Raw genomic sequence first — 21,205 nt, forward strand, 5'->3', positions numbered from 1 at the left:
ACAGTTTATATAGCTTAAATGGATAGCAATAAAAAATACTGGAAAGGTTTAGAAGAGCTAAACAAAACGCCGGAATTTGTTGAAAAAAACAAACACGAATTTGCTGAGCCGCTACCTATTGAAGAAGTATTGAGCGGCGCAGGCCTGGCTTCAAAAACACCTCGCCGTGATTTCCTGAAGGCGCTGGGTTTTGGTGTAGGCGCGGTAACGCTGGCGGCTTGCCAGAAAGTGCCTGTGCATAAATCAATACCATACCTTATTAAACCTGAAGAGGTTACCCCAGGTGTAGCCAACTATTATACTTCAACGTACAACGGTCATGCCATATTGGTAAAAACCCGTGAAGGCCGTCCTATAAAAATTGAAGGTAATCCTAATGACCTGCTTGCAGGCGGTGGCTTAAGTGCACAGGGGCAGGCATCGGTTTTGGATTTATATAACAGCAACCGTGTAAAAGATCCGAAAATTAATGGCGGCGATGCCGGTTGGGAGCAACTTGACGATTTTGTTATTGCACAGCTTACGGCTATCCAAGCTGCTGGCAAAGGTATACGTGTTATTACTTCAACAGTACATAGCCCGTCAACCCAGGCGGTTATTGCTGATTTCATAGCTAAATATCCTGCTACAAAACATATCAATTACGACGCGTACTCATACAGTGGTATTATACGTGCTAACCAGCAGAGTTTTGGGAAGGCGGTAATACCGCATTACAATTTTGATAAAGCTGATGTTATCGTAAGTTTTGCGGCTGACTTCCTTGGTTCATGGATATCTGGCGAAGAGTTTACACGCCAGTATGTATCAAACCGGGGCAGCAAATCGCTGGAAGAGAAAAAGATGTCTCGCCATATCCAGTTCGAAAGCGGCATGAGTGTTACAGGCACCAATGCTGATAATCGTTTCCCTATCAAACTTTCAGAAGAAGGACTGGCTCTTGTTGCTTTATATAATGCAATATCAGGCACTACGCTTCCGGGTACTAAAAAGTTAACCAGTGCTAATGCCGATACGGCCATTGTACTGGCGGCTAAAGAACTGCTTGCTGCAAAAGGCAAGGCTCTTGTAGTTTGTGGCTCAAACAGCGTATCAAAACAAGTACTTGTAAATGCCATCAACTCATTGCTTGGCAGCTACGGCACAACTATTGATTTGGATAACCCATCAAACCAGTATAAAGGTAACGATGCTGAATTTGTAGCATTTATTGAAGAAGCTAAACGCGGCGAAATTGGGGCGGCTTTGTTTTTAGACGCAAACCCGGCTTACGACTATTTTAACCGCAAGGATTTGAAAGATGCTTTAGCTAAAATCAAATTAAAAGTTTCTTTTTCAGACCAAAGCGACGAAACAGCCTCGCTTTGTAATGTGATTGCGCCCAACCACCATTATCTTGAATCATGGGGCGACGACAATTCAATAGCGGGTTATTACACCGTTGTACAGCCAACTATAAACCCGGTTTACAATACACGCCAAGCTGAGCAAAGCTTACTTATTTGGAGTGGCAGCACGGTACAGGATTACTATACTTACGTACGAAACAACTGGACCACAAACCTGCTTGCTTTAGGTGGCCTGTCGGGCGAGGCCGGTTGGGAGAGTCTGTTACAAACCGGTTTTATAAAAACTACTCCTGCAACGGCATCGGCTTACGCATTTGCCGGTGACATTAATACCGCGGCACAAAATGTGATTACTAACAGTGCTGCGCTTGCGGCGCCAGAAGATAAGGTAGAAGTACAACTTTATCAAAGTACAGGTGTTGGCGATGGCCGTTACGCTAATAACCCATGGCTGCAGGAACTGCCCGATGCGGTTTCAAAAGTAACCTGGGACAACTATGCAGCAATAGCGCCTAAATATGCCGAGAAGCTTGGTTTAGAAGAAGGTGATGTTGTTAAAATTGAGGCTAACGGTTATGCAGTTGAAGTACCGGTATTGTTCCAGCCGGGGCAGGCACAAGGTACTGTTTCAATTGCAGTTGGTTATGGCCGCACACATGCCGGCATGGTTGGCAATGGCGTAGGCGCTAACGTTTATCCGTTTTCAAGTTTCAGAGGCGGAACTATTCATAAAGCGTTGGTTGCTTCATTATCTAAAACGGGGGATGTATCGCCTTTAGCACAAACACAAACACACCACTCTTTTGAAGGCCGCGATGTAATCCGCGAAACTACTTTCAAAGATTATGTAAAAGATCCGGCTTCGGGCAGCGGTCACGGTCAGCATCACAAAATGTACGACCTGTGGGAGAACTCGAAATTTGAAAAGCCAATACACCATTGGGGTATGGCCATTGATTTGAATGCGTGTACCGGTTGCGGTGCCTGTATTGTGGCCTGTAACGTTGAAAATAATATCCCGGTAGTGGGCAAGGACGAGGTGCGCCGCCGCCGCGAAATGCACTGGATACGTATTGACCGTTATTATAGCTACGCTAACGCTGGTAAAAAAGCCGAAGAAGTTGAAGAAAACGGCACCGTTACCAGGGAAAAGGAAATAGAAAAGCTGGACGACCTTGATAATGTTACTGTAGTACACCAGCCAATGCTTTGTCAGCATTGCGACCACGCACCTTGCGAAACAGTTTGCCCGGTACTGGCTACAGTTCACTCGTCAGAAGGTTTGAACCAAATGGCTTACAACCGCTGCGTAGGTACCCGTTATTGTGCAAATAACTGCCCATATAAAGTGCGTCGTTTCAACTGGTTTAATTACTGGAATGATTCGCGTTTTGATAATTACCTGCAGAACGAGCATACACAGTTGGTACTTAACCCAGATGTTACTACGCGTTTCCGTGGTGTTATGGAAAAATGCTCTTTCTGTGTACAACGTATACAGGCAGGTAAGCTGAAAGCCAAAATAGAAAAACGCCCGCTTAAAGATGGTGATGTTAAAGTTGCCTGTGCGCAAACCTGCTCGGCAAATGCTATCATATTCGGCGATCTTAATGATCCTAACTCTGAACTATCAAAAGCATTAAAGAGCGAAAGGACTTATTATGTACTGCAGGAACTTAACGTACAGCCGGGTATAGGTTACCAGGTAAAGGTTAGGAATAACATTGAAACTGAATTACAAGCTTAATAAATACAACAGAGATATATAAATACATATGGCATCTCACAGCGAATCGATAATCAGGGAACCGTTAATTACCGGCAAGGATATAACCTACGCCAAGATAACTAACGACGTACTTTTCCCTGTTGAAAATAAACCCAACAAAGCGTGGTGGATAGGTTTTACCGTAGCCGCATTAGGCGCAATGCTTTGGGTAGTTTCAATCAGCGTTACATTTTGGTACGGGTTGGGCGAATGGGGTTTAAATAAAACTGTAGGATGGGCATGGGATATCACCGGCTTCGTATGGTGGGTTGGTATCGGCCACGCAGGTACGCTTATATCCGCGGTATTATTACTGTTTCGTCAAAACTGGCGTAACTCTATTAACCGTTCGGCCGAGGCCATGACGATATTCGCTGTAATTTGCGCGGCCACTTACATTGTGGCGCACATGGGCCGTCCATGGCTGGCGTACTTTACTTTACCATTGCCAAACCAGTACGTATTATGGGTAAACTGGAACTCGGCATTGATGATGGACGTGTTCGCCATCTCAACTTACTTCTCTGTATCGTTACTGTTTTGGTACACAGGTTTATTGCCTGATATTGCTACTATACGTGACCGGGCGGTACCAGGACTTCGTCGCCGCATTTATTCCATACTGTCATTCGGTTGGACAGGTTCGGTAAAAACATGGCAGCGTTTTGAAACCGTGTCATTAATTTTAGCCGGTATATCAACCCCGCTTGTACTTTCGGTACACACCATCGTATCCTTTGACTTTGCTACGTCGTTGATGCCGGGCTGGCACACCACCATCTTCCCGCCATACTTCGTTGCGGGTGCTATCTTCTCCGGTTTTGCCATGGTGCAAACCCTGTTACTGGTAACACGTAAAGTGCTGGGCCTGGAAAACTATATTACCATGTTCCACATTGAGTCGATGAACAAGATCATCACGCTTACGGGCTCAATTGTTGGTGTGGCTTACATCACTGAATTTTTTATCGCGTGGTATTCAGGTGTTGAGTATGAGCAATACGCTTTCCTTAACCGTATGTTCGGGCCGTACTGGTGGGCTTACTGGAGCATGATGTCATGTAACGTAATATCGCCACAGCTATTTTGGTTTAAAAAGCTGCGTACTAACATTGCGTTCTCATGGGTACTGTCAATTGTAGTAAACATAGGTATGTGGTTTGAGCGTTTCGTAATTATCGTAACATCACTGCACCGCGATTATATTCCGTCAAGCTGGGTGATGTTCTACCCAAGCTGGGTTGACGTAGGCGTGTTTATCGGTTCGATAGGTGTGTTTTTCACCTTGTTCCTGTTATTCATACGCTTCCTGCCGTCAGTAGCTATGGCTGAGGTTAAATTGTTATTGAAAACATCAAGCGAGCAGGCTAAGAAAAAGCTGATTGATAGTGGCAAACTGGATAAAGAACAAGTTCAGGATTACGTAAAAGAACTAGGAAAATACGACAGTGTTGATCTGGCGGACTACCAAACACAAAAGTAATGAGCAAAACAAAATTTATATTAGGCCTTTTTGACGACCCGGACGATATGATGCACGGGATTGAGAAACTGCAAAAAAACAGTATTCCTATTTATGACGTATACTCGCCAATGCCGGTACACGGTATCGAGGCTAAGTTAGGCGTTAAGGAATCACGTTTAGGGTATGCCGCGTTTTGCTTCGGCTGCCTGGGCGCGTCGGTGATTTTTAGCATTGTATATTATACGCTGGTGCATGACTGGCCTATGGATATTGGCGGCAAGCCAAACTTCCCTATCCCAGTTTTTGTGCCGTTTACGTTTGAGTGGACTATTCTATTCACCGCTTTTGGTATGACGCTGACATTTTTTGCGGCGACCCACCTTTTCCCTGGCCGTGCGCCAAGGGTAATGGACCTAAGAGCTACCGACGACAGGTTTATAATAGCCATTGATGCGAAAGGAAATGTTCCGCACGAGGATATCAACAATTTATTAAAAGAAGCAGGAGCTGTAGAAATAAAGCATAACGACAGAAAATATGTTAGCTATGAATAAGTTTAAACTATTGGGGATTACAGCAATCTCTATCGCTGCATCGGTACTTGTTACCGCATGTAAGGATAAGAGAAGCACAGGTTGGGAATACGCCCCCAATATGTACAGGCATATAGCGTATGACCCCGATCAGGAGAACCTTAATTTTGCTGACGGCAAAACTGCACAGGTTCCGCCAAAAGGTACTATACCGGTAGGTTTTACCCGTTTTAATTACGCCAACACTAACGCCGGATATGATAGCGCAAGCCGCACCTTGGTAAGTCCGAAAGTGTATAACTTTAAAGATGGCGAAGTTTTGTATCAGCATTTTTGTGGCCCATGCCATGGTATGACGGGCCAGGGCGACGGATTAGTGGTTAAGCATGGTTACCCTGCTCCGCCTTCATATTCAACCGGCCAGTCATCGCGCGGCGGTGCTATGAAAGACCTAACAGACGGTAAAATTTATCATACAATCACATACGGCTTAAACGCAATGGGATCATACGCATCGCAGCTGTCTCCTGAAGAGCGCTGGAAAGTAGTAGCCTACGTTCGCCATTTACAAACTTTATAATATTATATTAATGGGTACTCATACTGATATTAACCAACAATATGAATTTTCAGGAAAGATAAAAACCTGGAGTTTAATAGCTATTGTTATAGGTGTAGTTGGTGTTCTATACGGTTTCCTTATCGATCCGAGCGATATTGCCGTACAGCGTACTTTCAGCAACCTGCTGCTTATGTCATACTATTTTGCCTGTGTTTGTATTGCAGCGGTTTTCTTTTTATCGTATCAATATCTGGCGCAGGCCGGCTGGTCGGCATCGTTATTAAGATTGCCGCAGGCTATGGCTAAGGTGTTACCGATAGCTGCTGTTATTTTAGTAGTAGTTATTGTTGCAGGCTTGTTCACTACGCATGAAGTTGTGGTTGACGGGGTAAAAGAACATGCACCATATTTATATGCACATTGGGCTACTCATGGGTTAACCGATCCGGCAAGTGCTAATTACGACCCTATAATTGCAGGTAAATCGGGCTTACTTAACATTTACACTTTCCTGGGCTTACTACTGTTATTCCTGATAGCTTACACGGTATCAGGGCTTAAACTTGTAAAATTTTCAAATGACGAGGACGAGCGCGGTGGTATGTTTAACTACAACAAAAGCTTTAAAGTAGCTGCTATATTCCTGTTAATATTTGGCTTCACTTTTCCCGTTTTCGCTTTTGATACCATCATGTCATTAGATGCGCATTGGTTTTCAACCATGTTTGGCTGGTATAACCTGGCAGCCATGCACGTAAGCGGATTAGCTATCATTGTTCTGTTTTTAATATACCTGCGTAAAAAGGGTTATATGCAATGGGTTAGCCAGGATCACCTGCACAACCTGGGTCAGCTGATGTTTGGTTTCTCTATCTTTTGGACATATGTATGGTTCGGCCAATTCTTCCTGATATGGTACGCCAACTTACCTGAAGAAACAGTTTACTTTTATAAAAGGTGGGAGCCGGAGTACAAGTTTTGGTTTTGGTTAAATCTTGTGTTAAACTTCCTTGCGCCGTTATTACTGTTAATGTCTCGCGACGCTAAGCGTTTAACCGCCAGGCTTAAAATAACAGCTATTATCCTAATCATCGGTCACTGGCTTGATTATTATATAATGATAATGCCCGGAACAATGCACTATCATGAAGGCCATACGCCTCACCTTTGGGAGCAGTTTGGCATACAGGAAGTATCGATAGCTGTTGGATTTGGCGGATTATTGATTTATTTGACGCTAAGCGCGTTAAGCAAGTTTAAGTCGCTTGTGCCTAAAAAGCACCCATTCCTTGATGAGAGCTTACATCATCACATATAATAATTGTTAAATTTGCACTCTAAATAAAAGAATACCAAACAAGCAGTAAAATGGCATTCAACAAACTAATAAATTCTAAAAAAATACTTTCGCTGTTCGCGATGCTTACCCTGTTTGGCACCAATGTGCTGATGGCCGCCCAGGAGGCAGCAGCAGATGCAACAACAGCTGCAACTTCACAATCAGGTGATAAACCGGATGTGTGGACAGGGGTTTTCTATTACGTACTGCTATTTTTCATAGTGTGTATCATAGTTGCTGTTATTGGTAAAATATTAAAGGTTTACGATTTAACCCAGCAAATTCAACGCAAAAAGCCACTTAACTGGAACAATGTTATGGGCGTGCTTTTTGCCATATTCTTGATTTTAGGTGCGATAGGTACGTATTGGTCATTTACCGTACATGGAAAAATGACCCTGCCTGATGCTACATCACTACATGGTGTAAAAATAGACACCATGTTTACCGTAACTACGGTAATTACTTTAATAGTGTTTATCATCACTCAGATATTGCTGTTCACCTTTGCATTTAAATACAGGGGATCTGATAAGCGCAAGGCTACTTATTATCCGCACAACAACACGATTGAAGCCGTTTGGACGATAGTACCCGCCATTGTACTTACTGTATTGGTAGTGTTTGGCTTTACAACATGGCAAAAAATAACCAATAGTGTTGATGCTAAAGACGAGCCGGCCTCAATTGACATTGACATTACAGGCCATCAGTTTGCCTGGGAATTGCGCTATCCGGGTACGGATGGAAAATTAGGTAAAATGAAGTATACGCTGGTAACGCCAAGCAATAAAGTAGGTGTTGATTTTAAAGATAAATATAGCTTTGATGACCTGGTGGCTGATACACTAGTATTACCTGTAAATAAATCTATTCGTTTAAATATACATTCTCAGGATATTATTCATAGCGTATATATGCCGCACTTTAGGGTTCAGTTAAACGCTGTACCGGGACTACCAACCTTTTTCAAATTTACGCCTACGCTTACTACCCGCCAAATGAAAGCAAAAGAGGGTAATCCTAAATTTGAATACTTGTTATACTGCAATAAGATATGTGGTGGCGGACACTACAATATGCAAAAAGTAGTAGTTGTTGTTACAGAAGCCGAATATCAAAAATGGCTTGCAAGTCAAAAGCCATATTTAAACGAGCAGCTTAAAAAGGATTTGAAACTTGCTGATGCAACGCAGGTTTCAGGTGAGGAAAACAACAAATTAGCGTCAAATAATTAATATATATAGAATTAGCGATTATGTCAACATTATCAGTTCAGGATCACGGAGTACATCACGACGAACACGGTCACGAACATCATCATGATACCTTCCTGTCTAAATATATATTTAGCATGGACCATAAGATGATTGCCAAGCAATTCCTGATAACAGGTATTCTAATGGCAGTTGTCGCCATGATATTATCTATCTTATTCAGGATCCAACTGGCCTATCCTGATAAAGCTTTCCCGTTAATGGAAGTATTGCTGGGCCGTTTTGCACCCGGCGGATTAATGGATCCAAATTTTTACCTGTCCCTGGTTACCATTCACGGTACCATCATGGTATTCTTTGTACTAACAGCTGGCTTAAGCGGAACATTCAGTAACCTGCTTATTCCATTACAGGTAGGCGCGCGTGATATGGCTTCGCCTTTCATGAATATGCTTTCTTACTGGTTTTTCTTTTTGGCCAGTGTTATCATGTTAGGATCGTTTTTTGTTGAAAAAGGACCTGCCGGACCGGGTTGGACTATTTATCCCCCTTTATCGGCCTTACCTAAAGCTATGCCTGGTTCTGATATGGGTATGACGTTGTGGTTGATAAGTATGGTGCTTTTTGTGGCATCATCTCTAATGGGCGGCATTAACTACGTTAGTACCGTGTTAAATATGCGTACCAAAGGTATGGATCTCTGGAAAATGCCTTTAACAGTATGGGCTTTCTTCCTTACAGCTATCTGCGGGGTGTTGGCATTCCCGGTACTGGTTGCCGGCGTGGTATTGTTGATATTTGACAGAAGCTTTGGTACTAGCTTTTATTTATCTGACATTGTATTAGGCGGTGTGCCGCAATCATTTGAAGGCGGAAGCCCTATATTATTCCAGCATTTGTTCTGGTTCTTGGGTCACCCGGAGGTTTATATTGTAATTATGCCTGCGCTGGGTATCTCGTCAGAGATTATTGCTACCAATTCACGCAAGCCAATCTTCGGTTACCATGCAATGGTATACTCGCTGATAGGCATTACCGTATTGTCATTTATTGTATGGGGTCACCATATGTTTGTTACGGGTATGAATCCGTTTTTGGGTGGTGTGTTTATGATCACTACGTTGATCATCGCGGTGCCGTCGGCGGTAAAAACGTTTAACTATCTGGCCACTTTATGGCGCGGTAACATCAGGTTTACCCCTGCAATGTTATTCGCTATCGGCTTGGTTTCATTCTTTATTTCAGGTGGCTTAACAGGTATATTCCTGGGTAACGCCGCTCTTGATATCAACTTACACGATACTTATTTCGTGGTTGCGCACTTCCACCTTGTAATGGGTTCTGCAGCTATATTTGGTATGCTTGCCGGTGTTTATCACTGGTTTCCTAAGATGTTCGGTCGTTTAATGGACGAAAGACTAGGATACCTTCACTTCTGGCTTACTTTCGCCGGTGCTTACCTTGTATTTTTCCCAATGCACTTCATGGGTCTGGACGGTGTTCCGCGTAGGTATTATGCCTTTACGGAGTTTGAATCTATGGAGCGTTGGTTATCTGTAAACGTATTTATTACCTGGGCAGCTATTATAGCCGGTTTGGCACAGGTAGCGTTCTTGTTCAATTTCTTTTATTCTATATTTTTCGGTAAAAGAAGCCCGCAAAACCCTTGGAATTCAACTACCCTTGAATGGACAGCGCCTGTTGAACACTACCATGGCAACTGGATAGGTGAAATACCAACAGTATACCGCTGGCCGTATGATTACAGCAAGCCTGGCCACGACGAGGATTTTATACCGCAAACAGTTCCGTTCTCTGAAACCATGAGCTCAAACCTGCCACATGATTTTGAAGACAACCCAGTTGGTTTAGAAGAGTACAACAAATGGACAAGCGCGCAAAAATCTAACGAAGAAGTAAAGTAATTTTTAGAGAAATTACCGATTAGATATATAGGGTATCTGTACCGGAATTATTTCCCTGTTCAGATACCCTATTTTTTTAGGCAGACATAAGCGATAATGAGTAGATCCACCCCGAAAAGCAAGTTTCTTAAAGTCAATTTGATAACCGTGGTTTCGCTTTTTTTAACAATACTGGCCGGAGGGGTGGTACGCAGTACCGGCTCAGGGATGGGCTGCCCTGATTGGCCTAAGTGTTTCGGTGGCTACATTCCGCCTACCCAGGTATCGCAACTACCGGATGATTATAAACAGCATTACGCCGACAAAAGGCAGGCAAAAAACGTAAAGTTTTCAAAAATGCTTGATGTTTTTGGTTATAAGGACCTCGCCCGCCGTATCCGCGAAGATCGATCAATACTGGTGCCCGAAGAATTTAACGCTGCTAAAACCTGGACCGAGTATATTAACCGGCTGGTAGGCGCAGTTACAGGTATATTTTTAATTGTCAGTGCTATATACTCGTTTAAGTTATGGCATACCAGTAAGTGGATAACAATACTCAGTGTATTCAACGTGTTTTTGGTGGGTTTCCAGGGATGGCTTGGTTCAATAGTGGTATCCACCAACTTGGTTGCCTGGATAGTAACCGTGCATATGCTGCTTGCGCTGGCTATATTAGCAATAACTATTTCGGCCTATCACATAGCAAAAACTGCGGGCAGGCCACCAATACGAAAAAGAGGTTTTGTAACGGTGCTTACAGTTATAGCTTTGGTATTATCGGTTGTGCAAATTGCCATTGGCACCGAGGTAAGGGAAAAAATAGATGCTGTATCCGGACATTTAGCAGGTGGCTACCGCGACACATGGGTACAAAATGCAGGGGAGATTTTTATTAACCACCGTAACTTAGCCTGGCTGGTAATTATTGTAAACGTGCTATTATACGCACTTATACGTAAAAGTTTTTCACGACACTCATTGCATCAACAGCTAATGAGTTTTAGTTTTCTTATTATCATGCTTCAGATAGTTACAGGTATTGTATTATCATACTGGGCTTTGCCACCCTTCGCGCAAGCATCGCATATTGTGCTGGCGAGCCTTATTTTTGGTGTGCAGTTTTATCTATTGTTAAATTTATACCGTACAGCTAATGTACAGGGAGGGCATGCATGAGGTGGAGTGATTTTTCGAAACTGGTGAAAATGCGCCTGACGCTTTTAGTAGTGTTCTCGGCCTCTATATCCTTTTTAATTGGCAGCAAGGTAAACGGCCAAATTATATGGGGCGACTGGCTTATACTAATAGCGGGTGGTTTCCTGGTTACTTCTGCCGCCAATTGCTTTAACGAGATTATCGAAAAAGACCTTGATAAACTAATGCGCCGTACGATGGACCGGCCTATTCCTTCAGGGCATATGACAACCGGGCAGGCGCTTATTATCGGTATGTTGATGGCTATTTTCGGTGTAGTATTGTTGGGTAAACTCAACCCAACGGCAGGCTACCTATCTATATTTTCTATACTACTGTACGCTTTCGTTTATACCCCGATGAAGCGTAAATCGGCAGTAGCAGTGTTTGTAGGGGCTATACCCGGGGCTTTACCTCCGCTTATTGGTTACGTAGCCGCCCATCCAAAAATTGATGAGATAGCACTTATATTGTTCGGGATACAATTTGTTTGGCAGTTCCCCCATTTTTGGGCTATTGCCTGGGTATTGAATGATGATTATAAACTCGCAGGCTTCAGGCTGCTGCCATCGGGTAAGCGCGACGCGGTAAGTGCCGTATTTGCCTTTGCGTCAACCGTAATTTTACTGCCGGTAAGTTTAATGCCAACTTATTACGGTTATGGCGGTTATTATGTTGGTGGCATTTCGTTACTTATTAGTTTAGTATTTTTATACCAGGGTACCATGCTTATGCTTAAGCAGGATATTAAATCGGCAAAAAGCCTTATGTATGGCTCGTTTTTATATTTACCTGTTGTGCAGTTAATGTTTTTATTTGATTTTATAGGAAAGGTGAAATGATGATGGCTCAAATGCAGCAAGAACAAGACAGACTAAACCTGGCGCCCAAAAAATTTGTGATGTGGCTTATCATATTTGCCTCATTTATGATTTTCGCGGCGCTGACAAGCGGCTTCATAGTTTACAGCGGCGGCAGTGGCCGTGGGCTTAATACCACTATGCCGCCTATTTTTATTTACAGTACCATTATTATAGCTGTAAGCAGCTTAACCATGATATTGGCTGCAAGAGCCGCCAGGCAGCTTAACTTTGCATTGCAGCGTTTATTTTTATGGGTTACCATTGCCCTGGGAATAGGCTTCTTCGCCGCTCAAATTTTTGCCTGGGGTGAGTTGATTAAGATGGGCGTGTATTTTGTTAATACCAACGCATCACAATCATTTATATATGTATTTACCGGCATGCACCTGTTGCACATTTTAGCCGGTATACTGTTGCTTATAAACGCACTAATTAAAAGCTATGTAAATGTAGCTCAGGTGAAAAACCTGTATTATATGGAGTTATCCGGTATATTTTGGCATTTTGTCGATATTGTATGGATTTATCTGTATGTTTTTTTACTTTTGAACCAGAATTAATAATCTACAACAAGTACAAATGAGTACACACGTAACACAAATTGATGAAGTAAAAACAACGCCTTGGGCGGGCGGCCGTTCTCCCTTTGCTGTTGAATATGGTAAAATGATGATGTGGTTTTTCCTGTTATCAGATGCCTTCACATTCTCGTCCTTGCTAATAGCTTACGGTGCGCTGCGTTTCAGCGCCGCCAGCTGGCCATCTGCCGAGTTGGTTTTTCAATCAATACCAGGCATTACCGACCATGGTCAACCGCTGGTGTTTGTGGGTATCATGACATTTATCCTCATCATGAGCTCCGTTACTATGGTACTTGCTGTTGAGGCAGGTCACCGCAACTCAAAAAAAGAGGTAGCCTGGTGGATGTTTGCCACCATTATAGGAGGTTTTACCTTTTTAGGTTGCCAGGCTTTAGAGTGGTCGCACCTGCACCATGAAGGTTTTTGGTGGGGAAGCATACCGCATGCCGAAGAACTGAAACACCTGTTCAGGGGCGGTGAAGAAGCTACTTTCCATGTATCAGCGCAGCAATTCGCTAATTTGTTTTTTACCATTACTGGTTTCCACGGTTTCCACGTATTCAGTGGGGTTATTATAAATATAATAATCTTTGTTAACATCCTGGCAGGCACGTATGAAAAGCGTGGCAGTTACCTGATGGTTGAAAAGGTTGGTTTGTACTGGCACTTTGTTGATTTGGTGTGGGTATTCGTGTTTACCTTCTTCTATTTAGTTTAAAAATTTAAAAGATATATAATATGTCATCACATATAGAGGCTCATGAGCACGGCGAAGAACATGCTTCGATGAGCAAAGGAAAAATTTGGCAGGTGTTCTTTATCCTGTTAGGTATTACCGTAGTAGAATTTTTTATTGCACTATACATGGTACCTAAAGATATAATAGGTGTTAATATAGCTAACCCGGTTTATATCATCCTTACACTGTTTAAAGCGTTTTACATAGTGGCCTACTTTATGCACTTAAAGTTTGAAAAGGTAGGTTTGGTTTATTCTATTGTTGTGCCTATCCTATTTATTATAGGGTTGATTTTGGTGTTAACTAACGAAAGTCATTACTGGGTCGACTTGAAAAAGGTGTTTGAAAACCTGTAATGCGTAATTCCGGTATAGGAAAAAAAATAATGATCCTGGTATGCATTTTAGCTGTACCGGGATTTTTATATTATTTGCTTACCGTAGGCGGCAAAAACCGCTATAAAAGCTTGCAATATTTTGGCCCCAAGCATCTGTCGGGAACCTTCCACAAGTTTCATGGCGAAAAGATTCCTGACACGGTTTACCATACCTTACCTGAGTTTGAACTTATCAACCAAAGCGGTGCTATCGTAACTTCGAAAGAGTTCGATAAAAAGATTTTTGTTGTAAACTTTTTTTATTCGAGGTGCCCCGATATTTGCAACCAGATACACGGTAATGTAAAACGTCTTGCAGATAAGTACGCCAAAAATAAGATGGTTAAATTTGTCAGCATCACAGTAGATCCCCTACGGGACAGGCCCAAAACGCTGAAAAGTTATGCAGCGCAATATAAAGCTGACCCCAATAATTGGCACTTTTTAACAGGCGACACTACGGGGGTATACAACCTGGCACGCAAGGGCTTTTTGGTAAATACGCTAAAAGGGGATGACGGGAACTTCATATTCAGTGATAAACTGATTTTAATAGATGCCGAGAAGCGAATACGCGGATATTATGCGGGTACATCAGATACTGATGTAAACAGGCTTTATAATGAAATAAAAGTGCAGATAGCGGAAGAACTGCGCAAAATTAAAGCACCGCGTTAGATATTATGAGTGATAAGTTTATATTTAGATTTGTAGCAGCCGTTTCAATATTTGTATTACTGGTAGTAATTGTATTGAACAGAAAAATAATACCGGGCCCGGCAGAAATTCCGTCGTTTACTTATTTCTTACCTAAGCTAAACGCTATATTAAATGGTAGCTGCACAGTGTTACTGCTTATCTCTCTTTATTACATAAAGCAAAAAAACGTTACCATGCACAAGCGGTTGAACATCATGGCGTTTTGCTTTTCGTCCCTTTTTTTGGTGTCATATATCCTTTTCCATTACCTAGCGCCCGAGACGAAGTATGGCGATTTAAATGCGGACCATATAGTAACGCCTGAAGAGAAAGACACAGTGGGCAGCATACGGTATGTTTATTTTGCGATACTAATAAGCCACATTATACTTGCAGCAGGCGTTTTACCGTTAATATTATTAAGCTTTTATCGCGGCTTGCAAATGCAGGTAGAAAAGCATCGCAAGCTGGTTAGATGGGCGTATCCTATATGGCTTTATGTAACTATAACCGGTGTGATAGTTTACCTTATGATCTCGCCGTATTATCAAATTAATTAACTTTATAAGCGAATGACCAGGGCCTTCAAAATAATCTTTTTTATCCTTTTGTTGGGCTTAACAATCGGCGTTTATGTACCTGCCCGGTCGCAGTGCGCCCAATGCGCGGCTACCGTTGAATCAAACAATCAAAGCGGTGACAATAAAACTGCCGGGATAAACAATGGCATTTTATATTTACTTGCTATGCCTTACATAGCCGTTGCCCTGGCAGGTTTTATCTGGTATAAAAAATACCGCCGTAAAAACGTGGCGCTGAACATGCGCGATGAAAAATTAAACCTCAACTAAAGGGTTTCAGAATAGTTGCCAGGTAATATATTGCCTGATTATAATATGATTAAAAAGGAAACGCTTGATTTTTTAAAGGAGCTGGGTGATAATAACAACCGTGATTGGTTTATGGCCAACAAGCAACGCCATGATGATGCAAGGCAAAATGTTATTGACTTTACACAGGCTGTAATAAAATTGTTGGCGAAAACTGACGCTAACCTGAATGCCGAGGCTGACCCGAGAAAGTGTGTACTGCGTATATATCGTGATATACGGTTTAGCCTAGATAAAATACCTTACAAACGTAATTTTGGTATAAGCCTGATGCAAAATCCCGGCGGTGGGCGTGGTTCAGAGTATTACATACATATTGAACCGGGTAAAGCTTTTTTAGCCGGAGGTTATTGGATGCCCGAGGCGTCGCACCTGAAAGCGATAAGGCAGGAAATAGACTATAATGCCCATGACCTTAAACAAATAGTTGATACACCTGAGTTTATAAAACTTTTTGGCAATATAAGGGAGCAGGACAGGCTAAAAACCGTGCCGCGGGATTATAATGCCGACCATCCGGATATTGACCTGTTAAAGCTAAAAAGCTTTATAGCCCAGCACCCGTTAAAGGATGAAGAATTATTGAAAAAGGATGCTGTTGAGAAAATAGTGGCACTTTGCTGCAAAATTTATCCGCTTAATGTTTTTTTAAATAACGCAATTGCTTAGATGATGAAAATAAAAAACCTTTTCCTGGCGCTGTTTATTTTGTTAGCGGCGCAGTCATGTGTAATATTATCCCCTAAAAAGCACAAGGCTATGCTAGCGCAAATAGATTCGCTAACTACGCGTACCGGCACCCTGGAAGAGCAGCTTGCAAAACTGCAATCAGACACTGCCCGCCTGCATCGCGAAATGGCAGAATTACAGGGTAACTACAATACGCTGAACAACAATTATACAAGCAGCTCATCAAAGGTAAACGAGCTTTCTGAAAATCTTAAAAAGCGCGAAGCGCGTTTGAAAGAGGTGGAGGAGATACTGCGTAAGCGTGACGAGGCCACCAATGCCCTGCGCGATAAACTCCAAAAAGCACTGCTGGGTTTTCAACAAAGCGGGTTGTCTGTTGATATACGCAACGGCAAGGTATATGTATCACTAACTGATAAGCTGCTTTTTCCATCCGGTAGCATTATTATTGACGAAAAAGGGAAGCAAGCGTTAAAGCAACTGGCTGTAGTGTTAAATAAAGAACCTGATATTAATATTGCCGTTGAGGGGCATACTGATGTTAAAAAGATAATTAACCTGGGCCAGATAAAAGATAACTGGGACCTGAGTGTATTACGCGCTACCTCGGTTAGTCGGCATTTAACTGAAGTAGAAAAGGTAGACCCGCAGCGGTTAACCGCCACAGGAAAAAGTCAATACCAACCGATTGATCCGGGTACAACCGCTGAGGCGCTCTCAAAAAATCGTCGTATCGAAATCGTACTTAGTCCTAAACTGGATGAATTGTATAACTTAATAAAGAAATAGCCCCTGAGGTAACCAGACTTATTAACTACGTACATCGCGCATTATGCATACGCGATAACGTGCCGGTTTGGCTAATAATATGACTAAGAATTCACCGTTTCCATCAAAGTATTAAACATTACAAACTGATTTGCGAACCGCTGATTAAGCGCGTGTTGGAAGGCTGTAAAGTGCTGTTGATTATACCGGTTATATTTGTCCCTGTCGTCTGTTAAATATTGTATACAATAAGTCACCCCTTCGTTAGGTGAGTCTATTACCGTAAGCACCTTGTGCGATGTAAAGCAGCCGGTAGCCATAATACCCGGTATCTGTTCTTGTTGCATCCATGTTAGCCACTCCTGGTGTACGGCTTCCTCAATAATTACTGTCTCGTTGTATATAATCATATTTTAATAAGTAACTACGCACCGGGTGTATCCCCGCGCAATATTCTGAAACGTTTTCTGGCCTCGTTTATCCAAAGGCTTCCCGGGTAGTCGGTAATAATTTTTTGATAGTATGCCTGTGCCTGTGCTTTATCCGGTAAATAGTTATCATAAATATCACCCAGCATAAACACGGCGTCATCGGCCCAAAGGTCGTTACTATGAAACTCCGCGATTTTTTTTAAAGCCATAACCGCGTTGTTGTAATCCTTGCTACCAATGTGCAGCCGCGCCCGCGCCATCAAAATATCATCCGCCAAAGTATTCCCTGGAAACATTTTATCAATACTGTCTAATATCTTTATCGCTTTTTGGGGTTGTTCGGCAAATATTTGCAGGTCGGCACGGGCATACATTTTAAGTGCTTCTCCTGTGGTATCGGCAGTGGTGTTATCGGTTATAAGTAACTGAAGGTTTAAGGCATCATTAGCAATAAGTTTAGATGTCGCCGCCTTCAAAACGCCTAATTGCCCTTTTGCCCAGGCGAAATCGCCTGTAAAATACGCCAGTTTAGCGTTACGGAGTTTAGCTTCCTCTTCCATTTCGGTATTGGTAAAACCTTTTTCAACCTGGCTGTATAATAAAGTAGCGTCCCATGGGCGGTTATTAAGCAAACACATATCACCCAAGTCAAGCTTACATGCAGCGAGTATTTGGGCGCTAATACCAGGTATGGCTATCGCCTCTTCAAGCAGTTTTTGCGCGCTATTAAGCTTATTCAATTTAAATCCCTGCAAGGTTGCCAGTTTTTGCATAGCAAACGCGGTGCTCCGGGTTTTACCAAATTCACTGAGCAACTCATTGTAATCTTTTTCAAGGCTGTATAAATCGGCCTCAGCATATTTCCCGGTGGTAACTTTTAAGTTTTTAGTATTAATCAGTTCAATTTTTGCTGAGATGTAAAAAGGATCGTTCCTGCCCTTGCTCAGCAGATATTCATAACCACGTATGGCAGCGTTGTAAGCTGAGTTATTGTTCAAGGAGCGGCATAATTCAAATACCCGGCTGCCATCGCCATTAGTACGCCGGTTTAATGCAATGGCCTGGGTAAGTGCCTGGTCATAATCTTTTTGTTGCAGAAATTGCCATATAATCAAGTCAACATAAATAGTTTGTTGCGGATCTTTCTGTATCTTTTTAAACAGCGCAGATTTAAGCGCGTCGTAATCATCATTACCTTCATATAAGCCTGCTAGCGTATGTTGGGCCTGTTTTACATAACCAGGGTTTCTGGGTAAGAAATTCAAATATTCGTCAGTAAGTGCCCCCTTATCTCGCTTTTGCCCGTAAAGCGTAATAAGTTCGTGCGCAAAAGCGGTTTCATCATTAACCGCCTTGCGCCCTTGCTTAAATGTCTTAATAGCATACTCTATATTGCCGTTCTGATAAAACTGCATGCCAAGGTTGGCTATCACTGCAACATCAGGTGCTAAATTCTTAATCAGTTCGTCGTATAATTTAGCTGCATCTTCACCCTTGCCCTGGTGTGTGTAAACAGATCCGAGTTTTAAAACATAGTCGACTTCGCCCGGGTGCCTGCGCAGCATTTTTTTAGTGATGCTTTCTGCTTCGTCAAGCTTTTTAAGTGTTATAAGATTGTTAATAAAGAAAGGGTAATAAGCATCGTTATCCTGCTTAAAAAGTTTTTGATAAAGTTCATAGGCTTTCGTCAGTTCGCCATTGGCACTATACTGCTGGGCTAGTTGAAGTTCGGGGCCCTGGGCTAAAGCATTGGCCCAGACAAGTGTAAAAAATATTAAAAAGAGATTTTTATGTAAGCGCCTCATCTAATCAAAAATACTCATTTATAAAGCAAACGGACAATTGATGAATATAATGTTTGCAAGGGTAAAATTGTAGTGACATTACAACCTCCTAGGCTTAAAAAGTATTACTTTAACCGATTGTAAAACGGTTTTGTAACAATATGCATCGGTTACGATTTTTTCTTTACATACTGATAGCCGCAAGCATTTTCTCCTGCGATGAAAAGGTTGTAAAAATTCCTGTGGTTGATTTTTTTAAAACTCCTGAAAAAACATTTTTCCGCATTTCGCCTGATGGCAAGTATATTTCGTATTTAAAGTCATATAAGAGCAAACAAAACCTTTATATCCAATCGCTTGAAAGCGGTAAAGGCTTTATGGCCACGAGCTTCACAGATAACCCTGTAACCGACTATTTGTGGACACTTAATAACAAGATAATTTTTACGCAGGATATTGTAGCGAGCGATAGTCTGAAGATGTTTGCACTTAATGTGAAAACATTAAACACTTATCCCATTTTAGCCGAGCACAACGTACGATACAGGTTATTTAACGCTAATAAGTTACAACCGGATGTGTTAACCATATCCTTAAATAAGCGCGACGAAGCTATTTTTGATGTTTATCATTTAAATATTAACACCGGACTTCTTAAACCCTATATCATTAATCCAGGAGATGTAGTAGAATGGTACACAGATGTCGACGGTAAAATAAGGTTGGCGAGAGCATCTGACGGTGTAAATGCTACAATCATTTTCAGGCCAAATGAAAAGGCAATGTTTAAGCCGGTTATTACCAGCAACTTCAAAAATAGCGTGCGGCCTATAGCATTCATTGGTAAGTCAAATAATTTTTATGCCTTGTCAAACCTCGGTAGAGACAAGATGGCGTTGGTTGAAATTAACGCTCAAACCGGTAAAGAAAAGCTTATTTACAAAAGAGACAATGCTGATGTAGCCGGGATAGAATACTTTAGGGATAAACACAGGCTTGATTATGCATCATGGGAAGAGGCCACACCCCGCAAACACTTTTTTAACGATACGCTTAAAAATGTATTTAATACCCTGCTCAATCATTTAAGAAGTAATGAAATAAGGGTTGTTGACCGTGATTCGACAGAAAAGAAGTTTGTTATTCTTACCTACTCAGATCACAATCCCGGCAGCTATTATCTTTTTGACGTAGGCGAAAACAAGCTATCTAAACTGGGCGACGTAAACTCAAGCATAAAACCTGCTGATTTAAGTGATATGCAACCCATAGCATTTAAAGCAAGTGATGGTTTACAAATAAATGGCTATTTAACGCTCCCCAAAGGCCGTGGCAAAACAAATTTGCCGTTAGTTGTTATGCCGCATGGAGGGCCATGGACACGTAATACGTGGGGTTATAACGCCGAGGTGCAATTTTTGGCCAACCGGGGGTATGCTGTTTTGCAGGTAAACTTTCGCGGGTCAACCGGGTATGGTAAAGCTTTTCGCAATGCTGGCTTTAAACAAGTTGGCGGTAAAATACAACAGGATATAACCGATGGAGTTAACTGGATGGTATCGCAAAAAGTTGCTAACCCGCAAAAAATCGCTATTTACGGGGGAGGGTTCGGCGGCTTTTCGGCACTGCACGGGGTTTCATTTCATCCCGAATTATATAAGTGCGCAGTAGTACAGCACGGCCTGATAAACTTTTTTACTTATATTAAAGATGCGCCGCCGTTTTATAAGCCATATTTAAAAATGATTTACGAAATGGTTGGTAATCCTGAAACTGATGCTGAACTTTTCCGGGCTATATCACCGGTATTTCATGCTGATAAGATAAAAGTTCCACTCATAATTTTCCAAGGTGGTAAAGATACCCATACCAACATAGCCGAACTGAATCAATTTGTACTGGAACTGCGTAAAAAAAATGTTCCGGTAAATTATATTCTGAAAAACGACGAACGTACCATTTTTAGTAATGAGGCCAACAGGATTGAGATGTATACCGAGATAGAAAAATTCTTGGAAGCTAACTTAATGGGTAAAAACTAAATTCCCCG

At 42.0% G+C, this 21,205-nt stretch carries 20 protein-coding genes; 18 read left to right on the top strand and 2 right to left on the bottom strand.

The window, feature by feature from the left end:
* The first annotated feature begins 18 nt into the window (after window positions 1-18).
* From DJ568_RS10040 to DJ568_RS10120, 17 genes are all read left to right on the top strand, one after another.
* Complete coding sequence (locus tag DJ568_RS10040) at window positions 19-3,096, top strand: TAT-variant-translocated molybdopterin oxidoreductase (protein ID WP_114005139.1); 3,078 nt, start codon at window positions 19-21, stop codon at window positions 3,094-3,096.
* 28 nt (window positions 3,097-3,124) lie between these two features.
* Window positions 3,125-4,600: an NrfD/PsrC family molybdoenzyme membrane anchor subunit gene (gene nrfD, locus DJ568_RS10045; RefSeq protein ID WP_114005140.1), complete on the top strand. Its 1,476-nt coding sequence runs from the start codon at window positions 3,125-3,127 to the stop codon at window positions 4,598-4,600.
* The gene (locus DJ568_RS10050) at window positions 4,600-5,136 is read left to right on the top strand and encodes a DUF3341 domain-containing protein (protein WP_114005141.1); all 537 of its coding nucleotides are present in this window, start codon (window positions 4,600-4,602) and stop codon (window positions 5,134-5,136) included. The genes nrfD and DJ568_RS10050 overlap by 1 nt, the downstream gene beginning before the upstream one ends.
* Window positions 5,120-5,695, top strand: a complete 576-nt coding sequence (locus DJ568_RS10055) for a c-type cytochrome (protein WP_114005142.1) — start codon at window positions 5,120-5,122, stop codon at window positions 5,693-5,695. Before DJ568_RS10050 ends, DJ568_RS10055 begins: the two co-directional genes overlap by 17 nt.
* 10 nt (window positions 5,696-5,705) lie before the next feature.
* Window positions 5,706-6,995: a quinol:cytochrome C oxidoreductase gene (locus DJ568_RS10060; RefSeq protein WP_114005143.1), complete on the top strand. Its 1,290-nt coding sequence runs from the start codon at window positions 5,706-5,708 to the stop codon at window positions 6,993-6,995.
* Window positions 6,996-7,045: 50 nt separating this feature from the next.
* Window positions 7,046-8,254 (top strand): cytochrome c oxidase subunit II, encoded by a 1,209-nt coding sequence (locus DJ568_RS10065; RefSeq protein WP_114005144.1) that lies wholly within the window; start codon window positions 7,046-7,048, stop codon window positions 8,252-8,254.
* A gap of 20 nt (window positions 8,255-8,274) precedes the next feature.
* Window positions 8,275-10,158 (top strand): cytochrome c oxidase subunit I, encoded by a 1,884-nt coding sequence (locus DJ568_RS10070; RefSeq protein WP_199560952.1) that lies wholly within the window; start codon window positions 8,275-8,277, stop codon window positions 10,156-10,158.
* A 96-nt stretch (window positions 10,159-10,254) separates the two neighbouring features.
* On the top strand, window positions 10,255-11,316 hold the full coding sequence (locus DJ568_RS10075) for a COX15/CtaA family protein (RefSeq protein ID WP_114005146.1): 1,062 nt from the start codon (window positions 10,255-10,257) through the stop codon (window positions 11,314-11,316).
* Window positions 11,313-12,176, top strand: coding sequence for a heme o synthase (gene cyoE / locus DJ568_RS10080; protein ID WP_114005147.1), 864 nt, complete (start codon window positions 11,313-11,315; stop codon window positions 12,174-12,176). The genes DJ568_RS10075 and cyoE overlap by 4 nt, the downstream gene beginning before the upstream one ends.
* Entirely contained in the window at window positions 12,173-12,757 is a 585-nt protein-coding gene (locus tag DJ568_RS10085) for a cytochrome c oxidase subunit 3 (protein ID WP_317047538.1), read from the top strand. The genes cyoE and DJ568_RS10085 overlap by 4 nt, the downstream gene beginning before the upstream one ends.
* A 19-nt stretch (window positions 12,758-12,776) precedes the next feature.
* A complete protein-coding gene (locus DJ568_RS10090; RefSeq protein WP_114005148.1) occupies window positions 12,777-13,496 on the top strand; it encodes a cytochrome c oxidase subunit 3 in 720 nt (239 codons plus the stop codon).
* A 20-nt stretch (window positions 13,497-13,516) separates the two neighbouring features.
* Window positions 13,517-13,873: a cytochrome C oxidase subunit IV family protein gene (locus DJ568_RS10095; RefSeq protein WP_114005149.1), complete on the top strand. Its 357-nt coding sequence runs from the start codon at window positions 13,517-13,519 to the stop codon at window positions 13,871-13,873.
* 29 nt (window positions 13,874-13,902) lie between these two features.
* Window positions 13,903-14,571 carry an SCO family protein gene (locus tag DJ568_RS10100; RefSeq protein WP_233496672.1) on the top strand — a complete coding sequence of 223 codons (669 nt, stop codon included), beginning with the start codon at window positions 13,903-13,905 and terminating at the stop codon, window positions 14,569-14,571.
* A gap of 5 nt (window positions 14,572-14,576) precedes the next feature.
* Window positions 14,577-15,152, top strand: coding sequence for a DUF420 domain-containing protein (locus DJ568_RS10105; protein WP_114005151.1), 576 nt, complete (start codon window positions 14,577-14,579; stop codon window positions 15,150-15,152).
* A 12-nt stretch (window positions 15,153-15,164) separates the two neighbouring features.
* Window positions 15,165-15,443 carry a hypothetical protein gene (locus DJ568_RS10110; RefSeq protein ID WP_114005152.1) on the top strand — a complete coding sequence of 93 codons (279 nt, stop codon included), beginning with the start codon at window positions 15,165-15,167 and terminating at the stop codon, window positions 15,441-15,443.
* Window positions 15,444-15,488: 45 nt separating this feature from the next.
* Window positions 15,489-16,151 (top strand): DUF2461 domain-containing protein, encoded by a 663-nt coding sequence (locus DJ568_RS10115; RefSeq protein WP_114005153.1) that lies wholly within the window; start codon window positions 15,489-15,491, stop codon window positions 16,149-16,151.
* Window positions 16,152-16,961, top strand: a complete 810-nt coding sequence (locus DJ568_RS10120; protein WP_394339545.1) for an OmpA family protein — start codon at window positions 16,152-16,154, stop codon at window positions 16,959-16,961.
* An 83-nt stretch (window positions 16,962-17,044) separates the two neighbouring features.
* Here the strand turns inward: DJ568_RS10120 and DJ568_RS10125 are convergent, their stop codons facing one another.
* Window positions 17,045-17,350: a DUF4286 family protein gene (locus DJ568_RS10125; protein ID WP_114005154.1), complete on the bottom strand. Its 306-nt coding sequence runs from the start codon at window positions 17,348-17,350 to the stop codon at window positions 17,045-17,047.
* Between the two features lie 14 nt (window positions 17,351-17,364).
* Window positions 17,365-19,176: a tetratricopeptide repeat protein gene (locus tag DJ568_RS10130; RefSeq protein ID WP_114005155.1), complete on the bottom strand. Its 1,812-nt coding sequence runs from the start codon at window positions 19,174-19,176 to the stop codon at window positions 17,365-17,367.
* A gap of 140 nt (window positions 19,177-19,316) precedes the next feature.
* On the opposite strand from DJ568_RS10130, the gene DJ568_RS10135 reads away from it, so the two are divergent.
* Window positions 19,317-21,197, top strand: a complete 1,881-nt coding sequence (locus tag DJ568_RS10135) for a S9 family peptidase (protein ID WP_114005156.1) — start codon at window positions 19,317-19,319, stop codon at window positions 21,195-21,197.
* Window positions 21,198-21,205 lie beyond the last annotated feature (8 nt).

Origin of the sequence: Mucilaginibacter hurinus, from assembly GCF_003324525.1 — a bacterium.
GTDB lineage: Bacteria > Bacteroidota > Bacteroidia > Sphingobacteriales > Sphingobacteriaceae > Mucilaginibacter > Mucilaginibacter hurinus.

What these genes read in the sequence shown, in the direction of transcription:
- DJ568_RS10040 (WP_114005139.1), top strand. Translation starts at nt 19, where the DNA reads ATGGATAGCAATAAAAAATACTGGAAAGGTTTAGAAGAGCTAAACAAA.
- nrfD (WP_114005140.1), top strand. Translation starts at nt 3,125, where the DNA reads ATGGCATCTCACAGCGAATCGATAATCAGGGAACCGTTAATTACCGGC.
- DJ568_RS10050 (WP_114005141.1), top strand. Translation starts at nt 4,600, where the DNA reads ATGAGCAAAACAAAATTTATATTAGGCCTTTTTGACGACCCGGACGAT.
- DJ568_RS10055 (WP_114005142.1), top strand. Translation starts at nt 5,120, where the DNA reads ATGTTAGCTATGAATAAGTTTAAACTATTGGGGATTACAGCAATCTCT.
- DJ568_RS10060 (WP_114005143.1), top strand. Translation starts at nt 5,706, where the DNA reads ATGGGTACTCATACTGATATTAACCAACAATATGAATTTTCAGGAAAG.
- DJ568_RS10065 (WP_114005144.1), top strand. Translation starts at nt 7,046, where the DNA reads ATGGCATTCAACAAACTAATAAATTCTAAAAAAATACTTTCGCTGTTC.
- DJ568_RS10070 (WP_199560952.1), top strand. Translation starts at nt 8,275, where the DNA reads ATGTCAACATTATCAGTTCAGGATCACGGAGTACATCACGACGAACAC.
- DJ568_RS10075 (WP_114005146.1), top strand. Translation starts at nt 10,255, where the DNA reads ATGAGTAGATCCACCCCGAAAAGCAAGTTTCTTAAAGTCAATTTGATA.
- cyoE (WP_114005147.1), top strand. Translation starts at nt 11,313, where the DNA reads ATGAGGTGGAGTGATTTTTCGAAACTGGTGAAAATGCGCCTGACGCTT.
- DJ568_RS10085 (WP_317047538.1), top strand. Translation starts at nt 12,173, where the DNA reads ATGATGATGGCTCAAATGCAGCAAGAACAAGACAGACTAAACCTGGCG.
- DJ568_RS10090 (WP_114005148.1), top strand. Translation starts at nt 12,777, where the DNA reads ATGAGTACACACGTAACACAAATTGATGAAGTAAAAACAACGCCTTGG.
- DJ568_RS10095 (WP_114005149.1), top strand. Translation starts at nt 13,517, where the DNA reads ATGTCATCACATATAGAGGCTCATGAGCACGGCGAAGAACATGCTTCG.
- DJ568_RS10100 (WP_233496672.1), top strand. Translation starts at nt 13,903, where the DNA reads ATGATCCTGGTATGCATTTTAGCTGTACCGGGATTTTTATATTATTTG.
- DJ568_RS10105 (WP_114005151.1), top strand. Translation starts at nt 14,577, where the DNA reads ATGAGTGATAAGTTTATATTTAGATTTGTAGCAGCCGTTTCAATATTT.
- DJ568_RS10110 (WP_114005152.1), top strand. Translation starts at nt 15,165, where the DNA reads ATGACCAGGGCCTTCAAAATAATCTTTTTTATCCTTTTGTTGGGCTTA.
- DJ568_RS10115 (WP_114005153.1), top strand. Translation starts at nt 15,489, where the DNA reads ATGATTAAAAAGGAAACGCTTGATTTTTTAAAGGAGCTGGGTGATAAT.
- DJ568_RS10120 (WP_394339545.1), top strand. Translation starts at nt 16,152, where the DNA reads ATGATGAAAATAAAAAACCTTTTCCTGGCGCTGTTTATTTTGTTAGCG.
- DJ568_RS10125 (WP_114005154.1), bottom strand. Translation starts at nt 17,350, where the DNA reads ATGATTATATACAACGAGACAGTAATTATTGAGGAAGCCGTACACCAG.
- DJ568_RS10130 (WP_114005155.1), bottom strand. Translation starts at nt 19,176, where the DNA reads ATGAGGCGCTTACATAAAAATCTCTTTTTAATATTTTTTACACTTGTC.
- DJ568_RS10135 (WP_114005156.1), top strand. Translation starts at nt 19,317, where the DNA reads ATGCATCGGTTACGATTTTTTCTTTACATACTGATAGCCGCAAGCATT.